Annotated in this window: 18 protein-coding genes; 4 read left to right on the top strand and 14 right to left on the bottom strand. The window is 54.6% G+C overall.

Annotation, left to right across the window (positions count from 1 at the left end):
- Window positions 1–239: 239 nt before the first annotated feature.
- The 3 genes from WN53_RS07500 to WN53_RS07490 form a co-directional block, all read right to left on the bottom strand.
- On the bottom strand, window positions 240–866 hold the full coding sequence (locus WN53_RS07500) for a hypothetical protein (RefSeq protein ID WP_158645267.1): 627 nt from the start codon (window positions 864–866) through the stop codon (window positions 240–242).
- Between the two features lie 149 nt (window positions 867–1,015).
- On the bottom strand, window positions 1,016–2,680 hold the full coding sequence (locus tag WN53_RS07495) for an AsmA family protein (RefSeq protein ID WP_046808037.1): 1,665 nt from the start codon (window positions 2,678–2,680) through the stop codon (window positions 1,016–1,018).
- A gap of 141 nt (window positions 2,681–2,821) precedes the next feature.
- Window positions 2,822–4,219, bottom strand: a complete 1,398-nt coding sequence (locus WN53_RS07490) for a nucleobase:cation symporter-2 family protein (protein ID WP_024482949.1) — start codon at window positions 4,217–4,219, stop codon at window positions 2,822–2,824.
- Window positions 4,220–4,456: 237 nt separating this feature from the next.
- Here WN53_RS07490 and gltS point away from each other — a divergent pair, with 237 nt between their 5' ends.
- The gene (gene gltS, locus WN53_RS07485; protein ID WP_037411300.1) at window positions 4,457–5,659 is read left to right on the top strand and encodes a sodium/glutamate symporter; all 1,203 of its coding nucleotides are present in this window, start codon (window positions 4,457–4,459) and stop codon (window positions 5,657–5,659) included.
- A gap of 40 nt (window positions 5,660–5,699) precedes the next feature.
- Here the strand turns inward: gltS and recG are convergent, their stop codons facing one another.
- Genes recG through gmk form a run of 5 tightly spaced genes read right to left on the bottom strand, consistent with a single transcriptional unit; the run spans window position 5,700 to window position 11,568 of the window.
- Entirely contained in the window at window positions 5,700–7,781 is a 2,082-nt protein-coding gene (recG, locus tag WN53_RS07480; protein ID WP_024482948.1) for an ATP-dependent DNA helicase RecG, read from the bottom strand.
- Window positions 7,778–8,476, bottom strand: coding sequence for a tRNA (guanosine(18)-2'-O)-methyltransferase TrmH (gene trmH / locus WN53_RS07475; RefSeq protein ID WP_024482947.1), 699 nt, complete (start codon window positions 8,474–8,476; stop codon window positions 7,778–7,780). The genes recG and trmH overlap by 4 nt, the downstream gene beginning before the upstream one ends.
- Window positions 8,477–8,481: 5 nt before the next feature.
- Window positions 8,482–10,596 (bottom strand): bifunctional GTP diphosphokinase/guanosine-3',5'-bis pyrophosphate 3'-pyrophosphohydrolase, encoded by a 2,115-nt coding sequence (gene spoT, locus WN53_RS07470; RefSeq protein ID WP_024482946.1) that lies wholly within the window; start codon window positions 10,594–10,596, stop codon window positions 8,482–8,484.
- Window positions 10,597–10,614: 18 nt separating this feature from the next.
- On the bottom strand, window positions 10,615–10,890 hold the full coding sequence (rpoZ, locus tag WN53_RS07465) for a DNA-directed RNA polymerase subunit omega (protein WP_024482945.1): 276 nt from the start codon (window positions 10,888–10,890) through the stop codon (window positions 10,615–10,617).
- 54 nt (window positions 10,891–10,944) lie between these two features.
- Complete coding sequence (gene gmk, locus WN53_RS07460; protein ID WP_024482944.1) at window positions 10,945–11,568, bottom strand: guanylate kinase; 624 nt, start codon at window positions 11,566–11,568, stop codon at window positions 10,945–10,947.
- 284 nt (window positions 11,569–11,852) lie between these two features.
- Here gmk and ligB point away from each other — a divergent pair, with 284 nt between their 5' ends.
- Window positions 11,853–13,577: an NAD-dependent DNA ligase LigB gene (ligB, locus tag WN53_RS07455; protein WP_024482943.1), complete on the top strand. Its 1,725-nt coding sequence runs from the start codon at window positions 11,853–11,855 to the stop codon at window positions 13,575–13,577.
- Here ligB and WN53_RS07450 read toward each other — a convergent pair.
- A complete protein-coding gene (locus tag WN53_RS07450) occupies window positions 13,574–14,191 on the bottom strand; it encodes a trimeric intracellular cation channel family protein (protein ID WP_024482942.1) in 618 nt (205 codons plus the stop codon). The genes ligB and WN53_RS07450 overlap by 4 nt on opposite strands.
- 232 nt (window positions 14,192–14,423) lie before the next feature.
- Between WN53_RS07450 and WN53_RS07445 the strand changes: the two genes are divergently transcribed.
- The gene (locus WN53_RS07445) at window positions 14,424–14,861 is read left to right on the top strand and encodes a DUF3574 domain-containing protein (protein ID WP_024482941.1); all 438 of its coding nucleotides are present in this window, start codon (window positions 14,424–14,426) and stop codon (window positions 14,859–14,861) included.
- A gap of 45 nt (window positions 14,862–14,906) precedes the next feature.
- On the opposite strand, the gene WN53_RS07440 is transcribed toward WN53_RS07445, so the two are convergent.
- Both WN53_RS07440 and WN53_RS07435 read right to left on the bottom strand, forming a co-directional pair.
- Window positions 14,907–16,091 (bottom strand): NupC/NupG family nucleoside CNT transporter, encoded by a 1,185-nt coding sequence (locus WN53_RS07440; protein ID WP_024482940.1) that lies wholly within the window; start codon window positions 16,089–16,091, stop codon window positions 14,907–14,909.
- Between the two features lie 190 nt (window positions 16,092–16,281).
- Complete coding sequence (locus WN53_RS07435; protein ID WP_024482939.1) at window positions 16,282–17,361, bottom strand: linear amide C-N hydrolase; 1,080 nt, start codon at window positions 17,359–17,361, stop codon at window positions 16,282–16,284.
- 109 nt (window positions 17,362–17,470) lie between these two features.
- On the opposite strand from WN53_RS07435, the gene WN53_RS07430 reads away from it, so the two are divergent.
- Window positions 17,471–18,358 carry a LysR family transcriptional regulator gene (locus tag WN53_RS07430; protein ID WP_024482938.1) on the top strand — a complete coding sequence of 296 codons (888 nt, stop codon included), beginning with the start codon at window positions 17,471–17,473 and terminating at the stop codon, window positions 18,356–18,358.
- 43 nt (window positions 18,359–18,401) lie between these two features.
- Here the strand turns inward: WN53_RS07430 and fdnI are convergent, their stop codons facing one another.
- The 3 genes from fdnI to fdnG are packed head-to-tail and all read right to left on the bottom strand — an operon-like array spanning window position 18,402 to window position 22,983.
- Complete coding sequence (gene fdnI, locus WN53_RS07425) at window positions 18,402–19,043, bottom strand: formate dehydrogenase-N subunit gamma (RefSeq protein ID WP_024482937.1); 642 nt, start codon at window positions 19,041–19,043, stop codon at window positions 18,402–18,404.
- Entirely contained in the window at window positions 19,030–19,923 is an 894-nt protein-coding gene (gene fdxH, locus WN53_RS07420) for a formate dehydrogenase subunit beta (RefSeq protein ID WP_024482936.1), read from the bottom strand. Before fdxH ends, fdnI begins: the two co-directional genes overlap by 14 nt.
- A 12-nt stretch (window positions 19,924–19,935) precedes the next feature.
- On the bottom strand, window positions 19,936–22,983 hold the full coding sequence (gene fdnG, locus WN53_RS07415; protein ID WP_115159583.1) for a formate dehydrogenase-N subunit alpha: 3,048 nt from the start codon (window positions 22,981–22,983) through the stop codon (window positions 19,936–19,938).
- Window positions 22,984–23,425: the final 442 nt, after the last annotated feature.

The raw sequence follows: 23,425 nt of genomic DNA, 5'->3' as shown, positions 1-23,425 counted from the left end.
TCTGAGTGTATCTGAAAAAGGCAGAGATTGAGTGGGTGAAACAGTCAGAACCCAGAAGAGGGCGAGTAGGTCGAACCTGAACTGGTTGAGCCCCTTCCGAGAAAAGCGTAAAGTGGAAGGGAAATCCTAAAATGAAAAAAGATCGCGTCAAACAGTTGACCATTCTTATTATCAAGCTAAGCTTCAGCAAATTGAATAAATACCTCAAATATCCAATCAAGAGTTATGTCTTAGCTAATTCACTCAAAAACTGAATTGGCAGTTTTATGTATAAAATCAAGCAATTTTTTAGCGTCCTCCTTTGTCATCAGCCAATCACGCTCAAGCTTCATGCCAAAATATGGAACCCTCGCGGAATACATGAGAACCGGCTTGTTATGATACTTTTCATCATTATTCACCGGGCCTTTATTAATATAAGAGTAATTAACAAACCCAGAGGTGATGGCAATATCACTTTTGGAGTTTGAACTATTATTGAAGGCAGTCGCTTTTGATAATCTTTCCTGTTCAGGTAATTCTGACCAAGAAATAAAGTCATTCAAGAAGTTAGTTAGGGGGATGACATCTTTCTGTTCTACGGTATATACCGTAAAGTATCCTGTGCTATCCAGTGATGAAAATTGCACATTAAAATAGTTTTTTCTTGATGATATTCCCAATAATACATCACTACCGAAGAGGCATGTCTGACTGCGTGAAGGGTAAAGATTATCTTTCATGTCATAATAGCATGCTATTTCTTTTAAATCAGTTTTATAGTAATCCCCTATGAATAAAGGGTGCTTGCTTATGGAACATCCCATAAGTAGAAAAGATAGCGTTACAATCTCAAGTAATTTATTTTTTTTAATGTTCCATTTCATTCTCATTATTTCCATTTGTGAGATAAATTTCATAGATATTAAAGCTATTCTTATACTGCCTGAATTATCAGGTCAATATTTATGCATACTATAAAGCCATAACCATTAATTTACTACATAGGTGATGGCTATTGTTCAATCCCTTCCTATCACGGTACCTGCTGCTCCAGTGTCTGCCCATCCTTGCTGGTAGCCTGCAACTGGCCCCGCAAAGACGCCTTAAACGGCCCGTCACTATTGAGTAATCCCTTCAGCTGTAACTGCAGATTTCCATCACCCTCCAGCGGCACATGCTGCCAACCCCATTGTTGCAAGGTATTCACAGGCACCGAGCGCCCGTTAAGGGATAGGGTGAACGGTTTACCAGGCAGTTGGCTGACGTTGGCCTTGGCATCCAACAGGCCATCGGGCATAAAGGCGCTCAGCTCGGTAACGTTGATCTGCTGTGCATCCGCATCCAACGCCAGCGAAGGGCGGCGCACGTCGATCTTGTTAAAGGTGGCACCACCGGCATTGAGTTTCAGCGAGCCGGACCAAATCCCCCACTGATGGTCACTCGCCAACAGCAGATTGCTGCCGTTACCATCCAGCGAGGTGAGCTGGAAGGGGAAATCTGGGTTGATATCGATGATCAGGTTACGGTTGGTGTTCATCTTGGCGACGTACACCTCCGCCAGCCAGCTTGGCAGCGGCTGTAACCAGAGTTCACGCCAGTTGCTAGGCAAGGTGTACTCCAGCGCAGAGACTGCCACCTCGTCAAGTTGCAGGCGCTTATTGGCGCGCAGCCAGTTGCCGGTGGTACGCAGCAATCCACCTTCCCAGCGGGTGCTGAACTGGCCAATGGCAATACCCGCTGGCGAGAGCTGCATATCCATAATTGGGTCGATGAGATGGAAGTTGCCATTGATCAGGTCGTCGGCGGTGAAGTTGATCGCGCCATCCTGACTGCTCCAATCCCCTTGCTGGAAGGTGATATTTTGCATCGACAGATCGAGATCGTTCGCCGCCCAAGCGTTACCTTCCAGGCGGGCGTTAATCAGATCAAAGCGTTTCAACGTAATGGGTGGCAACGTCGTGAAGCGGTCCCAGAACTGTTCTAGCGTCATTGGTACTTGCAGGCGGACGTTGCTTAGCCGCAACCGTTCAACCAACCAACTGCCATCGGCAGCTCGGCTGGCTACACCGGTGAGATCGCCCTGTGCCAGATCGGCACCAAAGTCGCTCAATACCAGCTGGTTTTGTTTGATTTCGCCCTGGATCAACACCTGCGAGGCCGGAATACCGTTGACCACCATCGAACCGGCGCTGAACTGGAACTGATTGTTATCCCCGAGTAAATGGCCTGCCGTTGGCTGCCACGGGTTGATCCCGGCATTGACCTTCTGCGCGTTAAGCTGCCAGCTCTCATCATTAGATTGCAGTGCCATATTGCTCAGTTGCAGCACATCGGCCTGTATTGGCAGCGGTGCGCCCTGCAAAGGCTGAACGTTTAAGGTGCCGTCGCGTAGCGTGATGCTATCGAAATAGCGTGGCTCGGTAATTTGCCGCAGGCTGAAAGCCATATCGACCTGCTTGGCCGCCAAGAGTTGCGGTTGGTTGGCTCGGGCGAGGGTTACGCCCTCTAGGCTGAGCTGCCCTGGTTTGCTCCACGAATGCGTTATTTTTTCTACCGACAGTTGGTAATCACCACGATCGCTGATCCAGTGACTCAACCAGCCTGCGGCCCAGCGGGTTTGCCCCACTACGTAGAGCAGCACAATGGCCAGCACTATCAGCAGCAGCAACGTGATCAATATTTTTCCGATAAATTTCATCGTGTGGATCCGTAGCGGACAGAAAAGATACCCTGTTTATGCCGCAATTAGCCCGCCAGCTCAAGGGCAATGGCCTGAAAGACAATAAAAAAACGGCCAGTAGCGGTTTGCCAATGGCCGTTGGTTTGCTGCGGGAAGTGCTTATTTTTCTTCTGGTGGGAACAGCAGGTTCAGCACAATGGCGGTGATACCACCGGCGGCGATACCGGAAGAAAGCAGGGTTTTCAGCCAGTCCGGTGCAAACTGCAAGATCAGCGGCTGTTGGGAAACCCCCATACCGACGGCCAGCGACAGCGCCATAATCATGATGGCGCGGCGGTTTAACTTCTCACGGGAAACGATACGCACGCCGGAGGCTGCAATGGTACCAAACATCACGATGGTCGCGCCGCCCAACACCGGTTCAGGAATATGCTGCACAAAACCGGCAACGGCCGGGAACAGCCCCAGCAGGATCAGCATCAGTGCCACCACAAAACCGACGTAGCGGCTGGCAACGCCGGTCAGCTGGATCACCCCGTTGTTCTGACCAAAGCAGGAGTTCGGGAAGGTGTTGAACACCGCCGACAGCATCGAGTTCAGGCCGTTGGCCAGCACACCGCCTTTCAGGCGCTTCATATATAGCGGGCCACTGACCGGCTGTTCAGAAACGTCGGAGGTGGCGGTGATATCACCGATGGTTTCCAGCGACGTGACCATAAAGATCAGCATCAGCGGCAGCAACAGGTTCCAGTCAAAGCCCAGGCCGTAATACAGCGGGGTAGGAACGGTGATCAAGGTCGTTTGGGTGGCCGGTTCGGTTTCCGGCAACATGCCCATGGCCCAGGCCAGCAGATAACCCACGGCCATGGCGATCACCAACGAAGCGACGCGTAGGTAAGGGTTACGCTGGCGGTTAAGCAGAATAATCACTACCAGCACCGCGCCTGCCAGCAGCAGATTCTTGGGCGCGCCGAAGGTGTGATCGCCCATCGCCGCATAGCCGCCACCGATAGAGGTCAGCCCGACCTGAATCAGCGACAGGCCGATAATCATCACCACAATGCCGGAGACCAGCGGGGTAATGATGCGTCGTGCCAGATGCAGTACGCGCGACAGCAGGATTTCGGTACAAGAGGCGACCATCAAGGTGCCAAACAACGCAGCCATCATGGTGGGCACGTCTGCGCCGCCGTTTTTCAGCGCCAGCCCGCCCATAATCAGCGGTGAGACAAAGTTAAAGCTGGTGCCTTGAATGGACAGCAGGCCAGACCCCACCGGGCCCCAGGTTTTGATTTGCAGTATCGAGGCCAAACCGGAAGCGAACAGCGACATGCTGATGATGTGCTGCGTATCCTGCGCTGGCAGGCCTAGCGCCTGGCAGATCAACAGGGCCGGGGTGATCACGGCAACAAACATCGCTAGCAAATGCTGACTGGCGGCAAACAGCGTTTGCGGCAGCGGCGGGCGGTCTTCCAGGCGGTAAATCAGTTCACTATTGTGTGAAACGGGGGCTGATGCTTTTTGCGCGGCATCAAGCTCGGCGGTTTGGCTGGACATGGTGTGGCTTTCCCAAAGGCGGCAAAGAAGGCATTTTAATGATCTGCTTCACAAAAGCAAACGGTTGCGCATTAATATTTTTCGCGATGCTGAACCCCTTAATGTCGCATTTTCGTTCATTTTTTCTTGTGTTATTAGCCGTTTTTACTTTTAATCCCCCCTTCATCAAGTTAAAAAACTGAGTAAATTTTATAACTTATTAATTTATTGGATTTAATTACTACACGGAGTAGCTAGATGTTTCATCTCGATACTTACGGCACGTTAGTTGCCGCCACGCTGGTCCTGTTGCTTGGGGGCAAATGCGTGCGCTCCATTCCTCTGCTGAGAAAATATACTATTCCTGCTCCCGTTGCCGGTGGTTTACTGGTGGCGGTCCTGCTCTTGGTTTTGAAGAAAACGGTGAACTGGGAAATCGGCTTTGATATGTCGCTGAAAGACCCATTGATGCTGGCCTTCTTCGCCACTATCGGCCTGAATGCCAACCTGGCGCGTCTGCGGGCAGGGGGCAAGGCATTGGTCGTGTTCCTGTTTGTGGTTCTGGGTCTGCTGTTGGTACAGAATGCCATCGGTATCGGCATGGCGAAAATGCTGGGGCTGGATCCGTTAATGGGGCTGATTGCGGGCTCGATTACGCTTTCTGGTGGGCATGGCACCGGGGCAGCTTGGAGCAAGGTGTTCATCGAGCGCTATGGGTTTGAGAATGCCACCGAAGTGGCCATGGCCTGCGCCACCTTTGGTCTGGTGCTGGGCGGCCTGATTGGTGGCCCAGTGGCTCGCTATCTGGTGAAACACTCTTCAACGCCGGAAGGCACACCGGATGATAGTGTGCAGCCGAGTGGCTTTGAAAAGCCGGAAAGTGGCCGCCTGATCACCTCGCTGGTGATGGTAGAAACCATCGCCATGATTGCCATCTGTCTGAGCCTCGGTAACTTTATTGCCGGGTTATTGAATGGTACCGCCTTCGAACTGCCGACTTTTGTCTGCGTGCTGTTTGTCGGCGTGATCCTCAGTAACACCCTGTCGGCAACGGGCTTCTACCAGGTGTTTGAGCGTGCGGTTTCCGTACTGGGTAACGTGAGCCTGTCGCTGTTCCTGGCGATGGCGTTGATGAGCCTGCGCCTGTGGGAGTTGGCTTCGCTAGCCTTGCCAATGCTGGCGATCCTGGCGGTGCAGACGCTGGTCATGGCACTGTATGCCATCTTCGTGACCTACCGCGTGATGGGTAAAAACTACGATGCTGCCGTGCTGGCTGCGGGGCACTGTGGTTTTGGCATGGGGGCGACGCCAACGGCCATTGCCAACATGCAGGCGATCACCGATCGTTTCGGCCCTTCGCATCTGGCATTTTTGGTGGTGCCGATGGTGGGCGCGTTCTTTATCGATATCGCTAACGCCATCGTGATTAAGCTGTACCTGATGCTGCCGGTGTTCGGTTAAGTGATGATAACCCCTCTTGGCGACAAGAGGGGTTAATTGATTAGGCGTTGGAGTAGCGAGCGGTTTCCGGCAGCCAGCGCTCAATTAAGGCATGTGCATGCTGTGGATACTGCTGGTGAATATGGCGCGCAACGCGCTGAACTTCGGGGATCATGGCCTGATCGCGCAACAAATCGGCCACTTTAAACTCTGCACTTCCAGTTTGGCGCGTCCCCAATAGCTCACCTGGTCCACGGATTTCCAAATCTTGCTGGGCAATCACAAAGCCATCGTTACTGTCGCGCAGCACCTGCAGGCGTTTTTGGGCGGTTTTGCTGAGTGGGGTTTTATACAGCAGCACGCAGTGAGAGGCTACCGCACCACGGCCAACCCGGCCACGCAGCTGGTGCAACTGGGCCAAACCAAGTCGCTCCGGGTTTTCTATGATCATCAGGCTGGCGTTTGGTACGTCCACCCCCACCTCAATCACCGTGGTGGCTACCAGCAATTGCAGTTCGCCCTGCTTGAAGGCCTGCATCACGGCCTGTTTCTCCGCTGACTTCATGCGGCCATGCACCAGCGCTACCTTCAGTTCCGGCAGCGCAATCTTCAATTCTTCCCAGGTTGCTTCTGCGGCTTGGGCTTCCAGCAAATCAGACTCTTCGATCAGCGTGCAGACCCAATACGCCTGACGGCCTTCTTCGATACAGGCGCTTTTCACCCGCTGGATAATATCGGCCCGGCGCGTATCGGGGATCGCCACCGTTGTCACCGGCGTACGGCCCGGTGGCAATTCATCGATCACCGAGGTGTCCAGATCGGCGTAGGCGGTCATCGCCAGCGTGCGCGGGATTGGCGTGGCGGTCATGATCAATTGGTGAGCATGGAACCCTTGTTCTTCGCCTTTCTCCCACAGCGCTAGCCGCTGATGCACACCAAAGCGGTGTTGTTCATCGATAATCACCAGGGCCAGGCCATTGAACTGCACCTGCTCCTGGAAAATGGCATGCGTCCCTACCACCATCGACACCTGGCCGCTGGCAATAGCTTCCTGCTGGGCGAGGCGTGCCTTGCCTTTTTGCTTGCCGGCCAACCAACCCACCTCAATCCCCAAGGGTTCAAACCACTGGCGGAAGTTATTGGCATGTTGTTCGGCGAGCAATTCGGTGGGAGCCATCAGCGCCACCTGTTTACCGTGAGCAATGACGCGTAGTGCGGCCAGGGCAGCAACCAGGGTTTTACCTGAGCCGACGTCGCCCTGCACCAGGCGCATCATCGGGAAACCTTTTTGCAGATCGGCTTCAATATCTGCCACAACCCGCGTTTGTGCACCGGTAGGCGAGAAGGGGAGCAGGGCCAGGAAGCGGTTTTTCAGCCGATCGTCAGGCGTTAGCGATAATGCCCGGTAGCTTTGCGCTCCGGCGCGGACGGCCAACATGCTTAAGTTATGTGCCAGCAGCTCTTCAAGGATCAGGCGTTTTTGTGCCGGGTGCTTGCCCTGTTCCAAATCAGCCAGTTGGATATCCGGCGGTGGACGGTGCAGCATATGCAGCGCCTGTGGCAGGCTCATCAAACCGCCACTTAATTCCGGTGGCAGCAGCTCGGCAATCGCACAGGTATCCAGCAACTCCAGCGCCTGATCGGTCAACTTGCGCAGCGTGGCTTGGCGGATCCCTTCGGTGGTGGGATACACCGGCGTCAGGGCTTCTTGCAGCTCGACCTCGCTGTTTTCCCCCTGGACACGGTATTCCGGATGGATGATTTCTGCGCCGTGGGTGCCGCGTTTGACTTCGCCATAGGCCGTTACGTGGCGGCCGGTTGCCAGGCTGTTCTTCATCGCCGCGTTGAAGTTGAAGAAGCGCATAGTCAGGATGCCGGTGCCGTCGCTGATCTGGCAGGTGAGCATGCGGCGGCGGCCAAAGCTGATATCGCTGCGCAGCACTTCCCCTTCCACCGTGGCAAAAATGCCCGGCAGCAGATCGTTGATTGGGTAGAGGCGGGTGCGGTCTTCGTAACGTAACGGGAGGTGTAGCAGCAGATCCTGGATGGTATTCAGGCCGATTTTGGCCAGTTTCCCCGCCTGGCTGGCTCCAACCCCGGAAAGCGTAGTGAGTGGGACGGCATCCAGCAGGCGGCCTTTCATCGGCGTACCGTCGTTGCCTGCATGGCTGCCCACCATTCGGCGTCGGCAACCACTTGGCCTTGATCGTCAATCTGCGGGCGCGGCAGCTTTTTGCGCTTGGCCACGTTGGCTAACACCGGGTAACCGCCTTCAAACAGCAGGCGTTGCTGTTCCTGCTCATCTAACGCGCTGAGATCGCGGCGATACATACCGGCGTTTTGCCGCTGGCGTTGGGCCTCATACAGGATCAGAGCCGCAGCGACAGAGACGTTCAGCGACTGCACCATACCGATCATCGGAATGATAATGTCCTGATCGGCCAGGGCTAGTGCCTCTTCGGTGATGCCGGTTTTTTCCTGCCCCAGCAGTATGCAGGTGGGGCGGGTATAGTCTATTTCGCGAAAATCGACGGCGCGGGCAGAAAGGTGAGTTGCCAGGATCTGCATCCCTTGGCCTTTCAGATGCGTGACCGCATCGGCGATGGTGGGGTGGGTTTTTACGCTCACCCAGCTATTGCTGCCCGCAGCGGAGGAGACCAGGGTACGCATCCGTGGAGTAGGCCACACGGCATGCACCTGATGTACACCGACGGCATCGGCGGTACGGATAATCGCGGAGACGTTATGCGGTTTGTGAACCTGCTCCAGGCAGACCGTCAGATCGGGCTGCCGGGTAGCCAGCATTTCACAAATCCGCGCATAGCGTTCGGGGCTCATAGGCGCTAGTTTCGGTTACGGTTAACTTTAATCACATCCGGCATGATACGGATCTTACGCATAATATTTGCCAGGTGGATGCGATCGCGGGTGGTCAGGCGGATAAAGGCGCTGTAGACCCGGCCATCTTTCTCTTCGGTATTCAGACTCTGAATATTCGATTCGGCCGCGTTGATCGCCGCCGTGAGGTTGGCCAACGCACCCTGATGGTTGAACATGTCCACCTTGATTTCCGCAATGAACTCCTGCTCGGTTTCCATATCCCACTCGACCGCCATGAATTTCTCTGGCTCTTTCTGGTAGCCGCGGATATTACGACAGGATTCATGGTGAACCACCAGGCCCTTGCCCGGGCTGACATGGGCAATAATCGGGTCGCCTGGAATTGGGCGGCAGCACTTGGCAAAGGTGATCAGGACGCCATCGGCGCCTTTGATGGCCAGGTTGCGCACGCCGTTCGAGGAGCCCAGGCTGGACTGATCGCCCTGCAGGTTCTTCGCGACTACCACGCTCATGGCGTTACCGAGGCCGATTTCTGCCAGCAGATCGTCCAGCGTGGCCAGCTTCATGCGATCCAGCTCATGCTGGATATTCTCTGGCGGCACTTCCGAAAGTTTGCGGCTGCCCCCGAGCGCATGGTTGAGCAAACGGCGGCCGAGACTGACGGAATCATCGCGCTTGAGGTTTTTCAACATCTGGCGGATCTTGGCGCGGGCTTTGGAGCTCACCACAAAGTTCAGCCAGGCGGCATTTGGCCGGGCACCCGGAGCGGTGATGATCTCTACCGTTTGACCACTGGCTAAAGCTTGTGACAACGGATGCGGCTGGCGATCGACCCGTGCACCAACGCAGGCGTGGCCGATGTCGGTATGCACGGCGTAGGCAAAGTCGACCGGTGTGGCACCTGCAGGCAGCTCGACAATGCGCCCTTCCGGGGTGAAAACGTAAATCTCATCGGGGAACAGATCGGATTTTACGCTTTCAATAAATTCAAACGAGCTACCGGCGCTTTGTTGCAGCTCCAGCAGGCTCTGCATCCAGCGCTGGGCGCGGATCTGTGCGGTAGTGCCGCCGGTTTCGCCCTGTTCCTTTTCTTTATAGGCCCAGTGCGCGGCGACCCCCATTTCGGCCATCTGATCCATATCTTCGGTACGGATCTGTACCTCAACCGGCACGCCGTGCGGGCCGATCAGTGAGGTATGCAGCGATTGATAGCCGTTAGCCTTGGGAATGGCGATATAGTCTTTTACCCGGCCCGGGCGCGGCTTATACAGGCTGTGTGCCTGGCCCAGCACCCGGTAGCAGGTATCCACTTCCTTGACGATCACCCGGAACGCGTAAATATCCATGATGGAATGGAAGCGCTGTTCTTTCAGGTGCATCTTGCAGTAGATGGAGTAGAGGTGCTTTTCCCGCCCGCTGACGCGGCAAGGGATACCGGCTTCGGTCAAACGCCCTTCGATCTCGGAGAGGATTTTCTGGATCATCTCCTTACGATTACCGCGCGCGGCTTTCACCACTTCTTTGATGACGCGGTAGCGGTTCGGGTAAAGCGCTTCAAAACCCAGCTCTTCCAGCTCGGTTTTCAGATGATGAATACCCAGGCGGTGGGCCAGTGGGCTATAGATTTCCAGGGTTTCACGGGCGATACGCCGCCGTTTGTCCGGGCGCAGCGAGCCAAGCGTTCGCATGTTGTGGGTGCGGTCTGCCAGCTTGATCAGTACGACGCGGATATCCTGCACCATCGCCATGATCATCTTGCGGAAGTTCTCCGCCTGCGCTTCTTTCTTATCCTGGAATTTTAACTTGTCTAGCTTGGATACGCCCTCAACCAGTTCGGCAACGCTTTTGCCAAACAGTTGTTCCATATCCTGATAGGTGGCCGGGGTGTCTTCGATGACGTCGTGCAGCAGGGCTGCCATCAGCGTCTCATGATCGAGACGCATTTCCGCCAGAATACAGGCCACGGCAACCGGGTGAGTAATGTAGGGCTCACCACTGGAGCGTGTCTGTCCCTCGTGAGCATCACGTGCGACGAGGTATGCCTGTTTGAGGCGCTTAATCTGCTCCTCAGGCAAGTAACGTTGAATCAGCAGATTCAGGCTTTCAAACAGGTACAAGGCAGACTCACAGTCTAATTAACGACGACCTTCAGCAATCGCGGTAACCGCCTGGATCTCTGCGGCTTCCTGCTCTTGCTGCTCCTGGCGCTCACGAACATCGAGGATCTGGCTGTTGATCAGGCCTTCTTCGATTTCGCGCAGAGCGATAACGGTGTACTTATCATTCTCTTCAGGTACCAGTGCATCCTTACCACCGGTCTGGATTTGACGTGCCCGACGAGCAGCGACCAACACCAGGTCAAAACGGTTACCAATTTTCTCTACAGCGTCTTGAACAGTTACGCGTGCCATATTTGTGCTACTCCACAGGTGACGAAAAGACTGGGCATAATACTGAAACTGTCTTCAGTCTGCCAATAGTTTGCTGATTAAAGCATCATGCCGCAGCATTTGACGGCCCAAACGCAAGCGTTCGGCGCGAATAATGGTCTTCAGATCGGACAGGGCCAGATCGAAATCGTCATTCACGATTAAATAATCATACTCCGCGAAATGCGTCATCTCCGCGACGGCCTGCGCCATGCGCTTGGCGATCACGTCATCCGCATCTTGCCCACGGCCACGCAGGCGGCGGCCAAGCTCTTCCTTCGACGGCGGCAGAATAAAGATGCTGCGCGCCTGGGGCATTTTGGCACGGATCTGCTGTGCGCCCTGCCAGTCGATATCCAGGAAGACGTCAACGCCGGTCGACAGTACCTGCTCGATGGCCGCGCGGGACGTGCCGTAATAGTTGCCGAACACTTCTGCGTGCTCAAGAAACGCATCCTGCTCAATCATCCGGCGGAATTCGTCTTTGGAGACGAAAAAGTAGTGCTCGCCGTGATTTTCACCCGGGCGGCTATCGCGCGTGGTGTGTGAAACCGAAACCTGCGTATCGTACAGCGGTTGCGTCTTTAACAAAGCCTGAATCAGACTTGATTTCCCTGCGCCACTTGGGGCAGAGACAATATAAAGCGTGCCTTGAGCCATGATGATGTTCGTTGCTAGCGGTTGATGAGTCAGTTACAGCGGATGTGTAAATTCTCCGCACAGTATACACGGCTAACGGGCGGTATGCAGCGTTAGCTCGCATTTTGGCCGTCGCTTTCTGCTAAAAACAGCGTGAAAAAGTCAATTTGCGCGGCGGATCTGGGAATTTTTGCCGTTTTCAGCAAATGCGCATTCGTTTTGGAAAGCGTTTCGCACCTCCGGTTTTTGGCGTTAGCCAGTAAAGGCGATTGAGTATTTACTGTCGGGAAGCAAGGAGGTGCTCAATGTGGAGAGGTATTTACCGGGCGCTAGTGTTGGTTGGAATGCTGTGTAGCTCGGCATGGGCTGGAGACTGTCCAGCGTGGTCGCCAGAGCGCTTACAGGCGGAAATTACGGCGCTGGATGATCAACTGGGGCGATGGGATGAGGCTTATTATCGCTTGGGCAACAGCCCAATCGACGACGAGCTCTACGACAGCCTGTTGCAGCAACTGCAAGATTGGCGGCGTTGTGTCGGTGCCGTGGAAGAGGATACGCGGCCATTGCCAGCGGGCAAAGTACCGCATCCGGTGGCCCACACCGGATTGCGTAAACTGCGCAACTCGCGTGCCGTAGAACAATGGATGCAGGGCCGTCACGATCTGTGGGTGCAACCCAAGGTTGATGGTGTGGCGGTCACTTTGGTTTACCGGCAAGGCGTATTGGTGAACGCCATTAGCCGGGGGGATGGGCAGAAGGGTGAAAACTGGCTGCAAAAGGTCAAGGCGATCCCCGCTATCCCCAACGTTTTACCGGAGGTTACGGCCAATTTGGTACTGCAAGGGGAGCTGTTCCTGATGGTGAACGATCATCACCAGCAAGCTCAAGGGGGCATCAACGCCCGCTCCAAGGTTGCCGGGATGCTGATGCGTAATCCGCGCACTGCGCAACTTGAGCAGCTTGGCCTGTTCGTCTGGGCGTGGCCCGATGGCCCGCCAACCATGGCCGAACGCTTGCAACAGCTTGCCGCCATGGGTTTTACGCTGCCGCAGCAATATTCACAGCCGGTCGCCACGTTGGCGGAAGTGGAGCAGTGGCGGGCAGCTTGGTACAGCGGCCCTTTGCCGTTTGTCACCGATGGCGTGGTGATCCACCAAGGGCAAGAACCTCAGGGGCGCTATTGGAAGGCCAAGCCTAATGACTGGGCGGCTGCCTGGAAATATCCCCCGGTCCAGCAAGTGGCCAGAGTCACGGATGTTGAATTTGCCATTGGCCGCACCGGCAAAATTGCCGTGATGCTACGCCTGGATCCGGTGCGTATGGACGATAAATGGATCCGGCGGGTTAACGTGGGCTCGCTGGCCCTGTGGCAAAAATGGGATATCGTACCCGGCGATCATATTGCGATTAGCCTGATGGGGCATGGCATCCCGCATTTGAAACAGGTGGTCTGGCGTGAGGTTGCCAGGGCAACACCCATTGCGCCAAAACCGGAGAATTATCATGCGCTGAGCTGCTTTACCTTGCAGCCCGGATGCCGCCAGCAGTTTCTGGCGCGGCTGGTTTGGTTGAGCAGTGCCAATGGGCTGAACATCAACGGGTTGAATAAAGCTGGCTGGCAGGTGCTGGTCGATCAGGGATTGGTGAATAACCTGCTGGATTGGTTGGAGTTAACCCCGGAACAGCTCAGCGCGGTGCCCAGCTTGGGAGCAAAGCGTGCACAGGCCCTTTATCGCCAATTTCGTCAGGCGCGGCGGCAGCCTTTTGAACGTTGGCCGATCGCTCTCGGCGTGCCAATTTCGCCATTGCAGTCGGCCACCCTGCAAAATTGGTCACAGCTACAGCAGATGACGTTGGCACAGTGGCAGGAACTTGCTGGCATGGGTGAGCAAAAGGCCAGAAAAGTGCAGGAATTTTTGCAATATCCCGCCTTTCTGGCACTGGTTCAAACTTTGCAGCAGCACCATATCAGCGGCTTCGATGCGGTTCCCGATGGTGTCGAACCGCTTGGCGATGCGTTCGCTAATTAATGATCGGGATGCTGATAGTTAAATACTGGCAAGCCAAGGCGAAAGCGCAGTGCGATCAGGCGAGCACTGAGGCCAGCAACCAGGGTAATAATTATCACCATGTTATGCGGCAAGTTAAGGTATTGCAGGCCGATATACAGCCAGGCAGCGGCAAAGGCGATGCCCGCATAGATTTCTTTCTGGAAAACCAGCGGGATACGGTTGCAGAACATATCGCGCAGCACGCCGCCGAAAACGCCGGTGATCACGGCGGCAATCGCTGCGATCAGTGGGGCATGGCCCATATCCAAAGCCACCTGCGCGCCGATGATCGAGAATACGATCAGCCCAACGGCGTCCAACACCAGGAACAGATGGCGCAGGTGGCGCATCAGGGGAGCCATCCAGGTGGTGATAATTGCCGCTATGGCTATGATAACAATATACTCAGGGTGTTTTACCCAGCTCAGCGGGAAGTGCCCAAGCAGCATATCACGCACCGAGCCCCCGCCAATGGCGGTAGCGGAAGCGATAAAAATCACGCCAAACAAATCCATTTGGCGGCGGCCTGCGGCTAACGCGCCGGTCATGGCTTCTGCGGTGATACCGATGATATAAAGAATGCTCAGTAACATAGGGGGATTCACAAGGTCGGAGGGTAAAAGTGTCAACACCGGAGGGTAACGAGCCTGGTGGCAACGCACCACTGAGTTTTTTTGTTGGTGTCGCTTTCGAATTAGTTTACCTAATGCTAAATAGGTGATTTTTGCTTATTACTAGTCTCTAGTGATACTTGCGATTTTTATAACGCATTAGAAATTTATCGTTAGTGTCTGTTGATGATTATTTAAGGAATATGAAAGCGAGATGAAAAACACCCCGATATTGGCAGCCGCCGTCGCCATAACTTTGCTGTTGAGCGGCTGCGTAGCGCCTGTACAAAAGGCATCACCGTCAAAACCGGCAGCAACGTGTAGCACCGGCGAGCCGATGACCCAAACCACGCTCTATTTTGGCTTGAATCGCCCGGCAGGGCCGGTAATTACGGCGGTTGAATGGCAGACCTTTGTCGATCAACAGGTAACCCCACGTTTTAAAGATGGGTTATCGGTGTTTGATGCCAAAGGGCAATGGCTCGGGAACGATGGCAAGCTGGTGCGGGAAAACAGCAAGGCGTTGATGTTGATCCATAGCCCTGATGCGGCCAGTGAGCAAAATATTGAGGCGCTGCGCACCCGCTATAAGCAACAATTTGCCCAAGACTCGGTGATGCGTGTCGATGCGCCGGTGTGCGTCGCGTTTTAATGAATTCCCGGCTTGCTGCAAAAGCTTCAAGCCGGGTTAGCGGTTTTACAGCACCAGCCCGGCAACCGCCGCCGAAAGCAGGCTGACCAGCGTTGAGCCGTAAACCAACTTCAGGCCGAAGCGGGAAACCACGTTGCCCTGGCGTTCGTTTAGCCCCTTGATGGCCCCGGCAACAATGCCGATGGAAGCAAAGTTGGCAAAGGACACCAGGAACACCGAGAGAATCCCCAAACCACGTGGGGACAGCTCTGCCGCGATTTTTTTCAGTTCAATCATCGCCACAAACTCATTGGCGACCAGCTTGGTAGCCATGATGCTGCCAGCGCGCAGCGCATCAGGTGCCGGAATGCCGATTAGCCAGGCTAGCGGATAGAACACGTAACCCAGGATCTGCTGGAAACTGATGCCAAAAATGGCGGCAAAAATGGCGTTCACCGCGGCGATCAGGGCGATAAAGCCGATCAGCATGGCGGCAATGATCATCGCAATTTTGAAACCCGCGAGAATATATTCCCCCAACATTTCAAAGAAGCTCTGCTCTTCATGCAGTTTATTCAGCTTGAGTTCCGGCTCGTCGTCCACCTGATAAGGGTTGATGATCGAGAGAATGATAAAGGTGCTGAACATATTGAGGATTAACGCGGCTACTACGTATTGTGCGTCGATCATCGCCATATAGGCACCCACGATCGACATCGAAACCGTCGACATCGCGGTGGCTGCCATGGTGTACATCCGGCGTGGGGAGATATCCGCAATGATGCCCTTATAGGCAATAAAGTTTTCCGACTGGCCCAGCACCAGCGTGCTGACGGCGTTGAAGGACTCCAGCTTGCCCATACCGTTCACTTTTGAAAGCAAGGTGCCCACGACGCGGATCACCAACGGCAAGATGCGGAAGTGCTGCAAAATACCGATCAGCGCAGAAATAAAGATAATCGGGCACAACACGCCGAGGAAGATAAAGGCCAGCCCCTGGTTGCTCATGCCACCGAAAACAAAGTCGGAGCCTTGTGCGGCAAAGGCCAGCAGGATGGCAAAGAAATCGGCCACGTGCTTGATAACGCCCAGACCGCTGGCTGAATGCAGGAAGAAATAGGCCAGTGCGGCTTCAATCACCAGCAACTGAATAATATAACGTGGGCGGATTTTCCTGCGGTCATTACTGACCAATAATGCGAGAACGACAATCACCACCAAGGCTAAAATAAATTGCAAAATTTGCGACATAAACAATCCGAACGGCATACAGGCTAGGAAAGCGCTATTTAGCCACAGCCCGTGGTGCCTTTCATTACCCTGCATGACGATTAGAACAAAATACTTTGGGCGAGAGTTATGCGTTCAGATTATTGCTGGCCATCGGCGGCCAGCAGCGTTTGATCGTGAAATTACCCCTATATCAATAGTGGGTTAAGCTTTATTTCGCCTGGGCCAGCACGTTACCTTCCCAGCCCTGTTGGGCATAGTCGTTAAGATGGGCGATCTTACGTACCGGCTGCCCTTGGCTGAAGTTGATGTCATGCAGCGGAACCCAAACCTGCGAGGCCGCAAAGGCAGACTTGAAGTGATACTCCGCATGGCTCAGATCCGAAATCGCCGTCCAGTAAGTCCCGATGCCTTTGTTCTGGTCCGGGCGCTTGCTGTATTTGGCATACATGTCGGTGACCTTTTGTTCGCTTGGCTCTGCCGGTGAGCCAAGCGGGTAAGCCACATTATTAAGCACCGATAAGATGAAGCCCTGCGCCTGGTTTTTATTGTCCGGCTGCGGCAGATTTTTCAAATCATAGCTGGCGCGCACCAGGCGCTCATCCGCTTCCAAACCACCAGGGATCTCGCTGCGCTTGGCATTCTGATACTTGGCCAGGTTCTGCAGTTGTTTATCGTAAGAAGGGGGATTGGTCATCACCCGATAATTTTTGTCGTGATAGATATTCACTTTGCCGTTATCGATCTCGATGATGGCCGAATCGCCGCTAACGTCCTCGATCGCGATGTGTTTGGTATCCGAAGCGTAATCGATAGGCATATGGGCGGCGGCCAGGCGAACGTCGCTGCGGATGGCTTTAACCGCTTCATCAACGGTGGCGTAATTATCCAGGATGTAACTCAACCAGGCGCGGCTTTCGATCACCGGTTTGTCCTGATTGTCCTGCTGCACTTGGCTGCCATTCATATAAAACAGCGTATGGCCCGCCAGCCCCTTTTCATTCATACCGTCCATTGGGAACACACCATCGGCGTATACCACGACGCTGCCGTAGTGGGTTTGCCACTGGGCGGCGTTCTTCGCATCCCCGCCGTTATGCGCAATACCGCGTGGTGTGATCACCAGTGAGGGATCTACCGGCCCGAAGAAATCCAGATTGCGTGCGCTGACCATATAGCCCGGGTACATATTCATAAAGGCACGGGTGCAGGCTTGCGCCCCGGTTGCCAGGCTGGCGCTGAGTGCGGCACCCACCAGTAGGGCTGATACGCTGTGTGTGAACTTTTTCATGGTTATTTTCCTTACCTGAATGAGGTGAACAAAATAATGGTAAGCCCGCGAACTAATATCGTAGAGTGGATGAACGGGGGGAAATCCCCCGCAATTTTGTGGAGGAGAGATGGGGAAGATAGGTTTTTCGTTGGCGCAGATTGAAGCTTTCGCCAGCGTTTGCGAGACCGGCAATCTCACCCAGGCCGCCAAGCGGTTGGGGAAGGATCGCACCACTGTCAGTGAACTGATCGAAAATCTGGAATTGGATCTAGGCTATTCACTGTGCGATCGCCGTACCCGCCCATTGCAACTGACCGAGGCGGGCCAACGCCTTTACCGGCAAGCTCGGCTGTTTTTGCAGGAGGCAGAGGCCCTTAGCCTGCTGGCTCAGCATATTCCGCAGCAGGTGCGGCAAAAACTGACGCTGTGCTATGACCCGTTTACTCCGCGCGCATTTTTAACGGAACTGGCGATGTTTCTGAGTCAGCGCGGCATTCAGCTTGATTTGCTGATGATGGAGCGTGGTGAGGGTGAGCAGGCGTTGGCAGACGATGTGGCGGATATTGGCGTTTATCAGGCGATCAACCGTTCGATTGGCGAAAAGTTTAGGTGGCGAGCCTTGGGGGCCATTGAGTTGGCCGTCTACGCTCGCGAGGGATTTTTCCCCGTAGGCAGCCCGGTCACCTTACTGTCGCTAGCATCCAGTACCCAACTTATTCCCTTTAATGACCTACCCGAACCGATGGCGAAGCGCCTGCAAATCGCCGATCGCATTCAGGTCGTCAATGAACCGGCTTTGCTGCAAACGTTGTTAACCGCCGGGCTGGGATGGGCATTCCTGCCCACTCATCTGAAAATGCAGCACTTGCCACAGGTTGAGCGGCTCGATACGGAATTGGGGAAACAGGGGTTGATGCACCCGATGGTGGCACTGTGGAAGCCTGGGGCCAATAGCGAGTTGCTGAGCCTGATCGAAAGCATGCAGCAGATCTTTGATGGTTCAGTGGTCGTTTGAGGAGATTGTCGCCCCCTCATGCGAAGGGGCGAATTTCAACGGTTTACTGCTCGTCTTTCTGCTCTTCAGCCTCGACCTTACGGTACCAGCGTGGGTGATGCTTCTTCGCCCAGCGGCGGCTGACCTTGCCTTCAATCATGCCTTTGATCGAGCCTTTCACCCAGAATGCCATATACATATGGATCAGAATGGCGTGGATCAGCACGATCGCCGACGCGGCGTGGATCAACAGTGCATAGCGGATCACCGGGATCGGGAAGTTGTGGGCGAAGTAAGGGCGCCAAATGATAATACCGGTGATCAACAGCACGAAAATCATGCTCATGATGCTCCAGAACATCATCTTCTGGCCGGCATTATATTTGCCGACGTCAGCGACCTTATGCTCATTGCCCTTCAACACTTCCACGATGCCCTTGACCCACGGCAAGTCCTCTTTCTCGGGGATGTTATGCTTCACAAAGCGGAAGAACATAAACATCAGAGCGATAAAGATCAGCACGCCAAAGAAGGGATGCAGGATGCGGCCCATCTGCGGCGTACCAAAGGTCTCGGTCAGCCATTGCAGCGTAGGGAAGAACAGCGCAATACCGGACAGCGACACCAGGAAGAAGCAGATGACCACCGTCCAGTGACAGGCCCGGTCGATAAACTTGGTGCGAACGATCATTTTACTTTTGCTCATGATGGTCCTCCTCGTCTTCATCATCCACTTCCTTGTTCGGGCCAATGCCGATGTAGTGGTAAATCAAACCGGCAAAGGTGGCGATGAAGCCCGCCACGGATAAGGGTTTGAGCACGCTTTTCCACAGCCCGATCGACAGATCGATATGCGGGTCTTTTGGCAGATTGTGGTACAGCTCGGGGTTATCGGCATGGTGCAGTACGTACATCACATGGGTGCCGCCAACGCCTTGCGGGTTATACACGCCTGCCTGGTCAAAGCCGCGTTTCTTCAGCTTTTCGACCCGCTCCTGTGCCACGTCCAGCATTTCTGCCTTGGTGCCAAAGTGGATAGCGCCCGTCGGGCAAGTCTTCACACAGGCCGGTTCCTGGCCCACGCTGACGCGGTCAACGCACAGGGTACATTTGTACGCCCGGTTATCTTGCGGGTTCAGCCGTGGAATGTTGAACGGGCAGCCGCTGATGCAGTAACCACAGCCGATGCAGTGCTCGGACTGAAAATCCACGATGCCGTTGGCATATTGGATAATCGCCCCGGCAGACGGGCAGGCCTTCAGGCAACCCGGATCTGCGCAGTGCATACAGCCATCCTTGCGGATCAGCCATTCCAGCTTGCCGTTCTGCTCCACTTCCGAGAAACGCATCAGCGTCCAGGATTTGGCACTCAGATCGGCGGGGTTGTCATAAACCCCGACGCAGTGGCCCACTTCGTCGCGAATGTCGTTCCACTCGGAACAGGCCACCTGACAGGCCTTGCAACCGATGCAGGTGGAAACGTCAATCAGCTTGGCGACCTCGACCTTGTAATCACGCGCTTGCGGAGGCGGTGTCAGGGTGTTGGTGGCCGAACGTTTGATAATGTCTTGGGATTGCATGGACATAAATTCGGCTCCTTACACCTTTTCCACGTTAACCAGAAACGCCTTGTATTCCGGCGTTTGCGAGTTGGCATCGCCGACAAACGGCGTCAGGGTGTTAGCCAGATAGCCTTTGCGGGCTGCCCCTTCAAAACCCCAATGCAGTGGAATACCGATGGTGTCGACATCCTGCCCGTTAACCTTCAGGGTTTGCAGACGGCGGGTCACCACGGCTTTCGCCTTGATAAAGCCCCGCTTGCTGCTGACCTTGACGGTATCGCCTTGCTCAATCCCTTTCTCTTTCGCCAGACGTTCACTGATTTCCACGAACTGCTCCGGCTGCATGATCGCGTTAAGGCGCGCGTGCTTGGTCCAGGTGTGGAAATGCTCGGTCAGACGATAGGTGGTACCGACGTAAGGGAACTCGGATTTATCACCCATGCGCTTGGCGTCGGACGGATAGAGACGGGCCGCCGGGTTAGAGATCACGTTTGGATGCAGTGGGTTGGTGCCCAACGGCGTTTCAAACGGCTCGTAGTGTTCCGGGAACGGCCCTTCCGCCATTTTGTCGAGGGCAAACAGCCTGCCAAGCCCTTCCGGTTGCATGATGAACGGCCCAACGCCGCTGCCCGGTGCTGCGGTGTTGTAGTCTGGAATATCATTCCCGACCCACTTGCTGCCGTTCCATTCAATCAGCATGCGTTGCGGATCCCAAGGTTTACCCATTGGGTCGGCGGAGGCGCGGTTGTAGATAATGCGGCGGTTCAGCGGCCATGCCCAGGCCCAGCCCAGCGTGTTGCCCAACCCGGACGGATCGCTGTTATCACGGTTGGCCATCTGGTTGCCCTTGCTGGTCCAACTGCCGGTATAGATCCAACAGGCTGAAGCCGTGCTGCCGTCATCGCGCAGCATCGCGAAGGAATCCAGCAACTGGCCTTTTTTCGCCAGCAAGTTGCCGTTGGCGTCATACAGATCTTCCAGCGCGTAGCCGTTGCTGTCTTTGGCCACTTCCTCGGATTCAGGGTGATCTGGCCGTTCATAGTGCCAGCCCATTTTCAGTAACGGCTCGACACCTTTACCGCCTTCGCTGCCGTACATCTGGCGCAGACGATGGTACAGACCGGCCAGGATCTCGCCGTCGGTAATCGCTTCACCTGGGGCATCGCCGCCTTTCCAGTGCCATTGCAGCCAGCGGCCGGAGTTGGCGATCGAGCCGTCTTCTTCGGCAAAGCAGGTGGATGGCAGCCGGAACACTTCGGTTTGGATCGACGCGGTATCGACATCGTTCATCTCGCCGTGGTTCTGCCAGAAATTGGAGGTTTCCGTGACCAGCGGGTCGATGATCACCAGATACTTCAGCTTGGCCAGTGAGGCGACCACCTGATTCTTATCCGGGAAGGAGGCGACCGGGTTAAAGCCCTGGCAGATATAGCCGTTGACCTTATTCTGATCCATCATCTGGAAGTACTTCATGACGTCGTAGGACTGATCCCACTTCGGCAACCAATCAAAGCCCCAGTTATTCTCTTTCTGAGCAGCGTCGCCGTAGAAGCTCTTCATCAGGCTGACGAAGAATTTCGGGTAATTGCTCCAGTAGTTAACCTGGCCAGGCAAGGTGGCCTTTGGCGTATTGGCGGCCAGATAGGTAGCCAGATCGGTCTGTTTATCCGAAGGCAGCGTCAGGTAACCCGGCAGGCTGGTGGACAGCAGGCCAATATCGGTCAACCCCTGAATGTTGGAGTGACCGCGCAGGGCGTTGATGCCACCACCCGCCATGCCCATGTTGCCGAGCAGCAACTGGATCATCGCCATGGTACGGATGTTTTGCGCGCCGACCGTGTGCTGGGTCCAGCCCAAGGCGTACAGGAAGGTGGTGGTTCGGTCTGCTGCGCTGGTGGAAGCCAGGACTTCACATACCTTCAGGAAATCTTCCTTCGGGGTGCCGCAGATATTTTCCACCACTTCTGGCGTGTAGCGGCTGACGTGTGCTTTCAGCAGGTTCCAGACGCAACGCGGATGCTGGAGCGTATCATCACGCAAGGCATAGCCATCTTCACCAAACTGGTAGTTCCAGGTGGTTTTGTCGTACTGACGTTTGTTGTCGTCATAACCGCTGAACAACCCATCTTCAAACGTAAAGTCATCCCGGACCAACAGGTTGGCGTTGGTGTAATGCTTGACGTATTCAGCGTTGATCTTGTTGTTGGAAATCAGGTACAGCAATACGCCCGACAGGAAGGTAATGTCGGTGCCGGAGCGGATCGGCGCGTAGATATCGGCGACCGATGCGGTACGGGTAAAGCGGGGATCGACGACGATTAACGTGGCGTCGTTGTTGTTTTTGGCTTCCATCGCCCAGCGGAATCCCACCGGATGCGCTTCAGCGGCGTTGCCGCCCATCACCATAACAACGTTGGCGTTTTTGATATCAACCCAGTGGTTGGTCATCGCACCGCGACCAAATGTTGGAGCAAGACTTGCTACCGTTGGTCCGTGTCAGACACGCGCTTGGTTATCAACTGCCAGCATGCCCAGCGATCGGACAAACTTTTGTGTCAGCATGCCGGTTTCGTTACTGGCCGCAGAGGCGCATAACATCCCGGTGGAGAGCCAACGGTTTACCGTCACGCCAGCGGCGTTGGTGGCTTCGAAGTTGGCATCCCGGTCATTTTTCATCAGCCTGGCAATGCGGTCAAAGGCATCATTCCAGCTGATACGCTGCCATTTATCTGAACCAGGCGCGCGATACTCTGGGTAACGCAGGCGGCTATCGCTGTGGATATAGTCCAGCAGGCCGGCGCCTTTCGGGCACAGTGCCCCGCGGTTTACCGGGTGATCCGCGTCGCCTTCGATATGGAAAATCGTCGATTTGGCGTTTTTTGCCCCATCGCCCAGGCTATACATCAATAAACCGCAGCCTACGGAACAGTAGGTACAGGTGTTGCGGGTTTCTTTGGCGCGCAATAATTTGTAGTTGCGCGTTTCCGCTAACGCAGCCTTGGGCGCGAAGCCTAATGCTGCCACCGTGGTCCCAGCCATCCCGCCAGCGCAGATTTTAAAAAACTGTCTGCGATTGACGTCCATTGCTTTCCCTAATGCTTATCAGTGGTTTTTTAGTCATGGCAAACTAACAGCAATAACCCAAGCGTTATTGAGGGAAATCAAAATAAGGGAGAGTTAGCGGGAAAATACTCCTTAATAAGTATCCAGCGGCACGGCGAGTAATCCTTAATTTATCGCGATCGGTCTAAATTCGGTAAGTGGTTAATTTACCTTATTAATTTCAAGTGAAAACTTTATCTGAATATTGTAGATAAACCTGTTTCACCGATTGCCGGGAGAATTATCGACGGTATTTTGTTACTCATTTCCGAATGGGTATTGTTTTTAAGTGGTTATTTTCTTGCGAAAAATGGCGTTAATTTGGAATTTGCTTCGCAAAGTTGACACGCGATCCAATCGAATTGTTGAGTAGTTCGTTTTATGAGCAAAAATAGGTAGGGAACTAGCCGCGTGAATGACGGTT

Origin of the sequence: Serratia fonticola, from assembly GCF_001006005.1 — a bacterium.
Classification (GTDB): domain Bacteria; phylum Pseudomonadota; class Gammaproteobacteria; order Enterobacterales; family Enterobacteriaceae; genus Chania; species Chania fonticola.
Note: the sequence above shows the minus strand (reverse complement) of the source record. Positions and strands in the feature narration are given on the sequence as shown.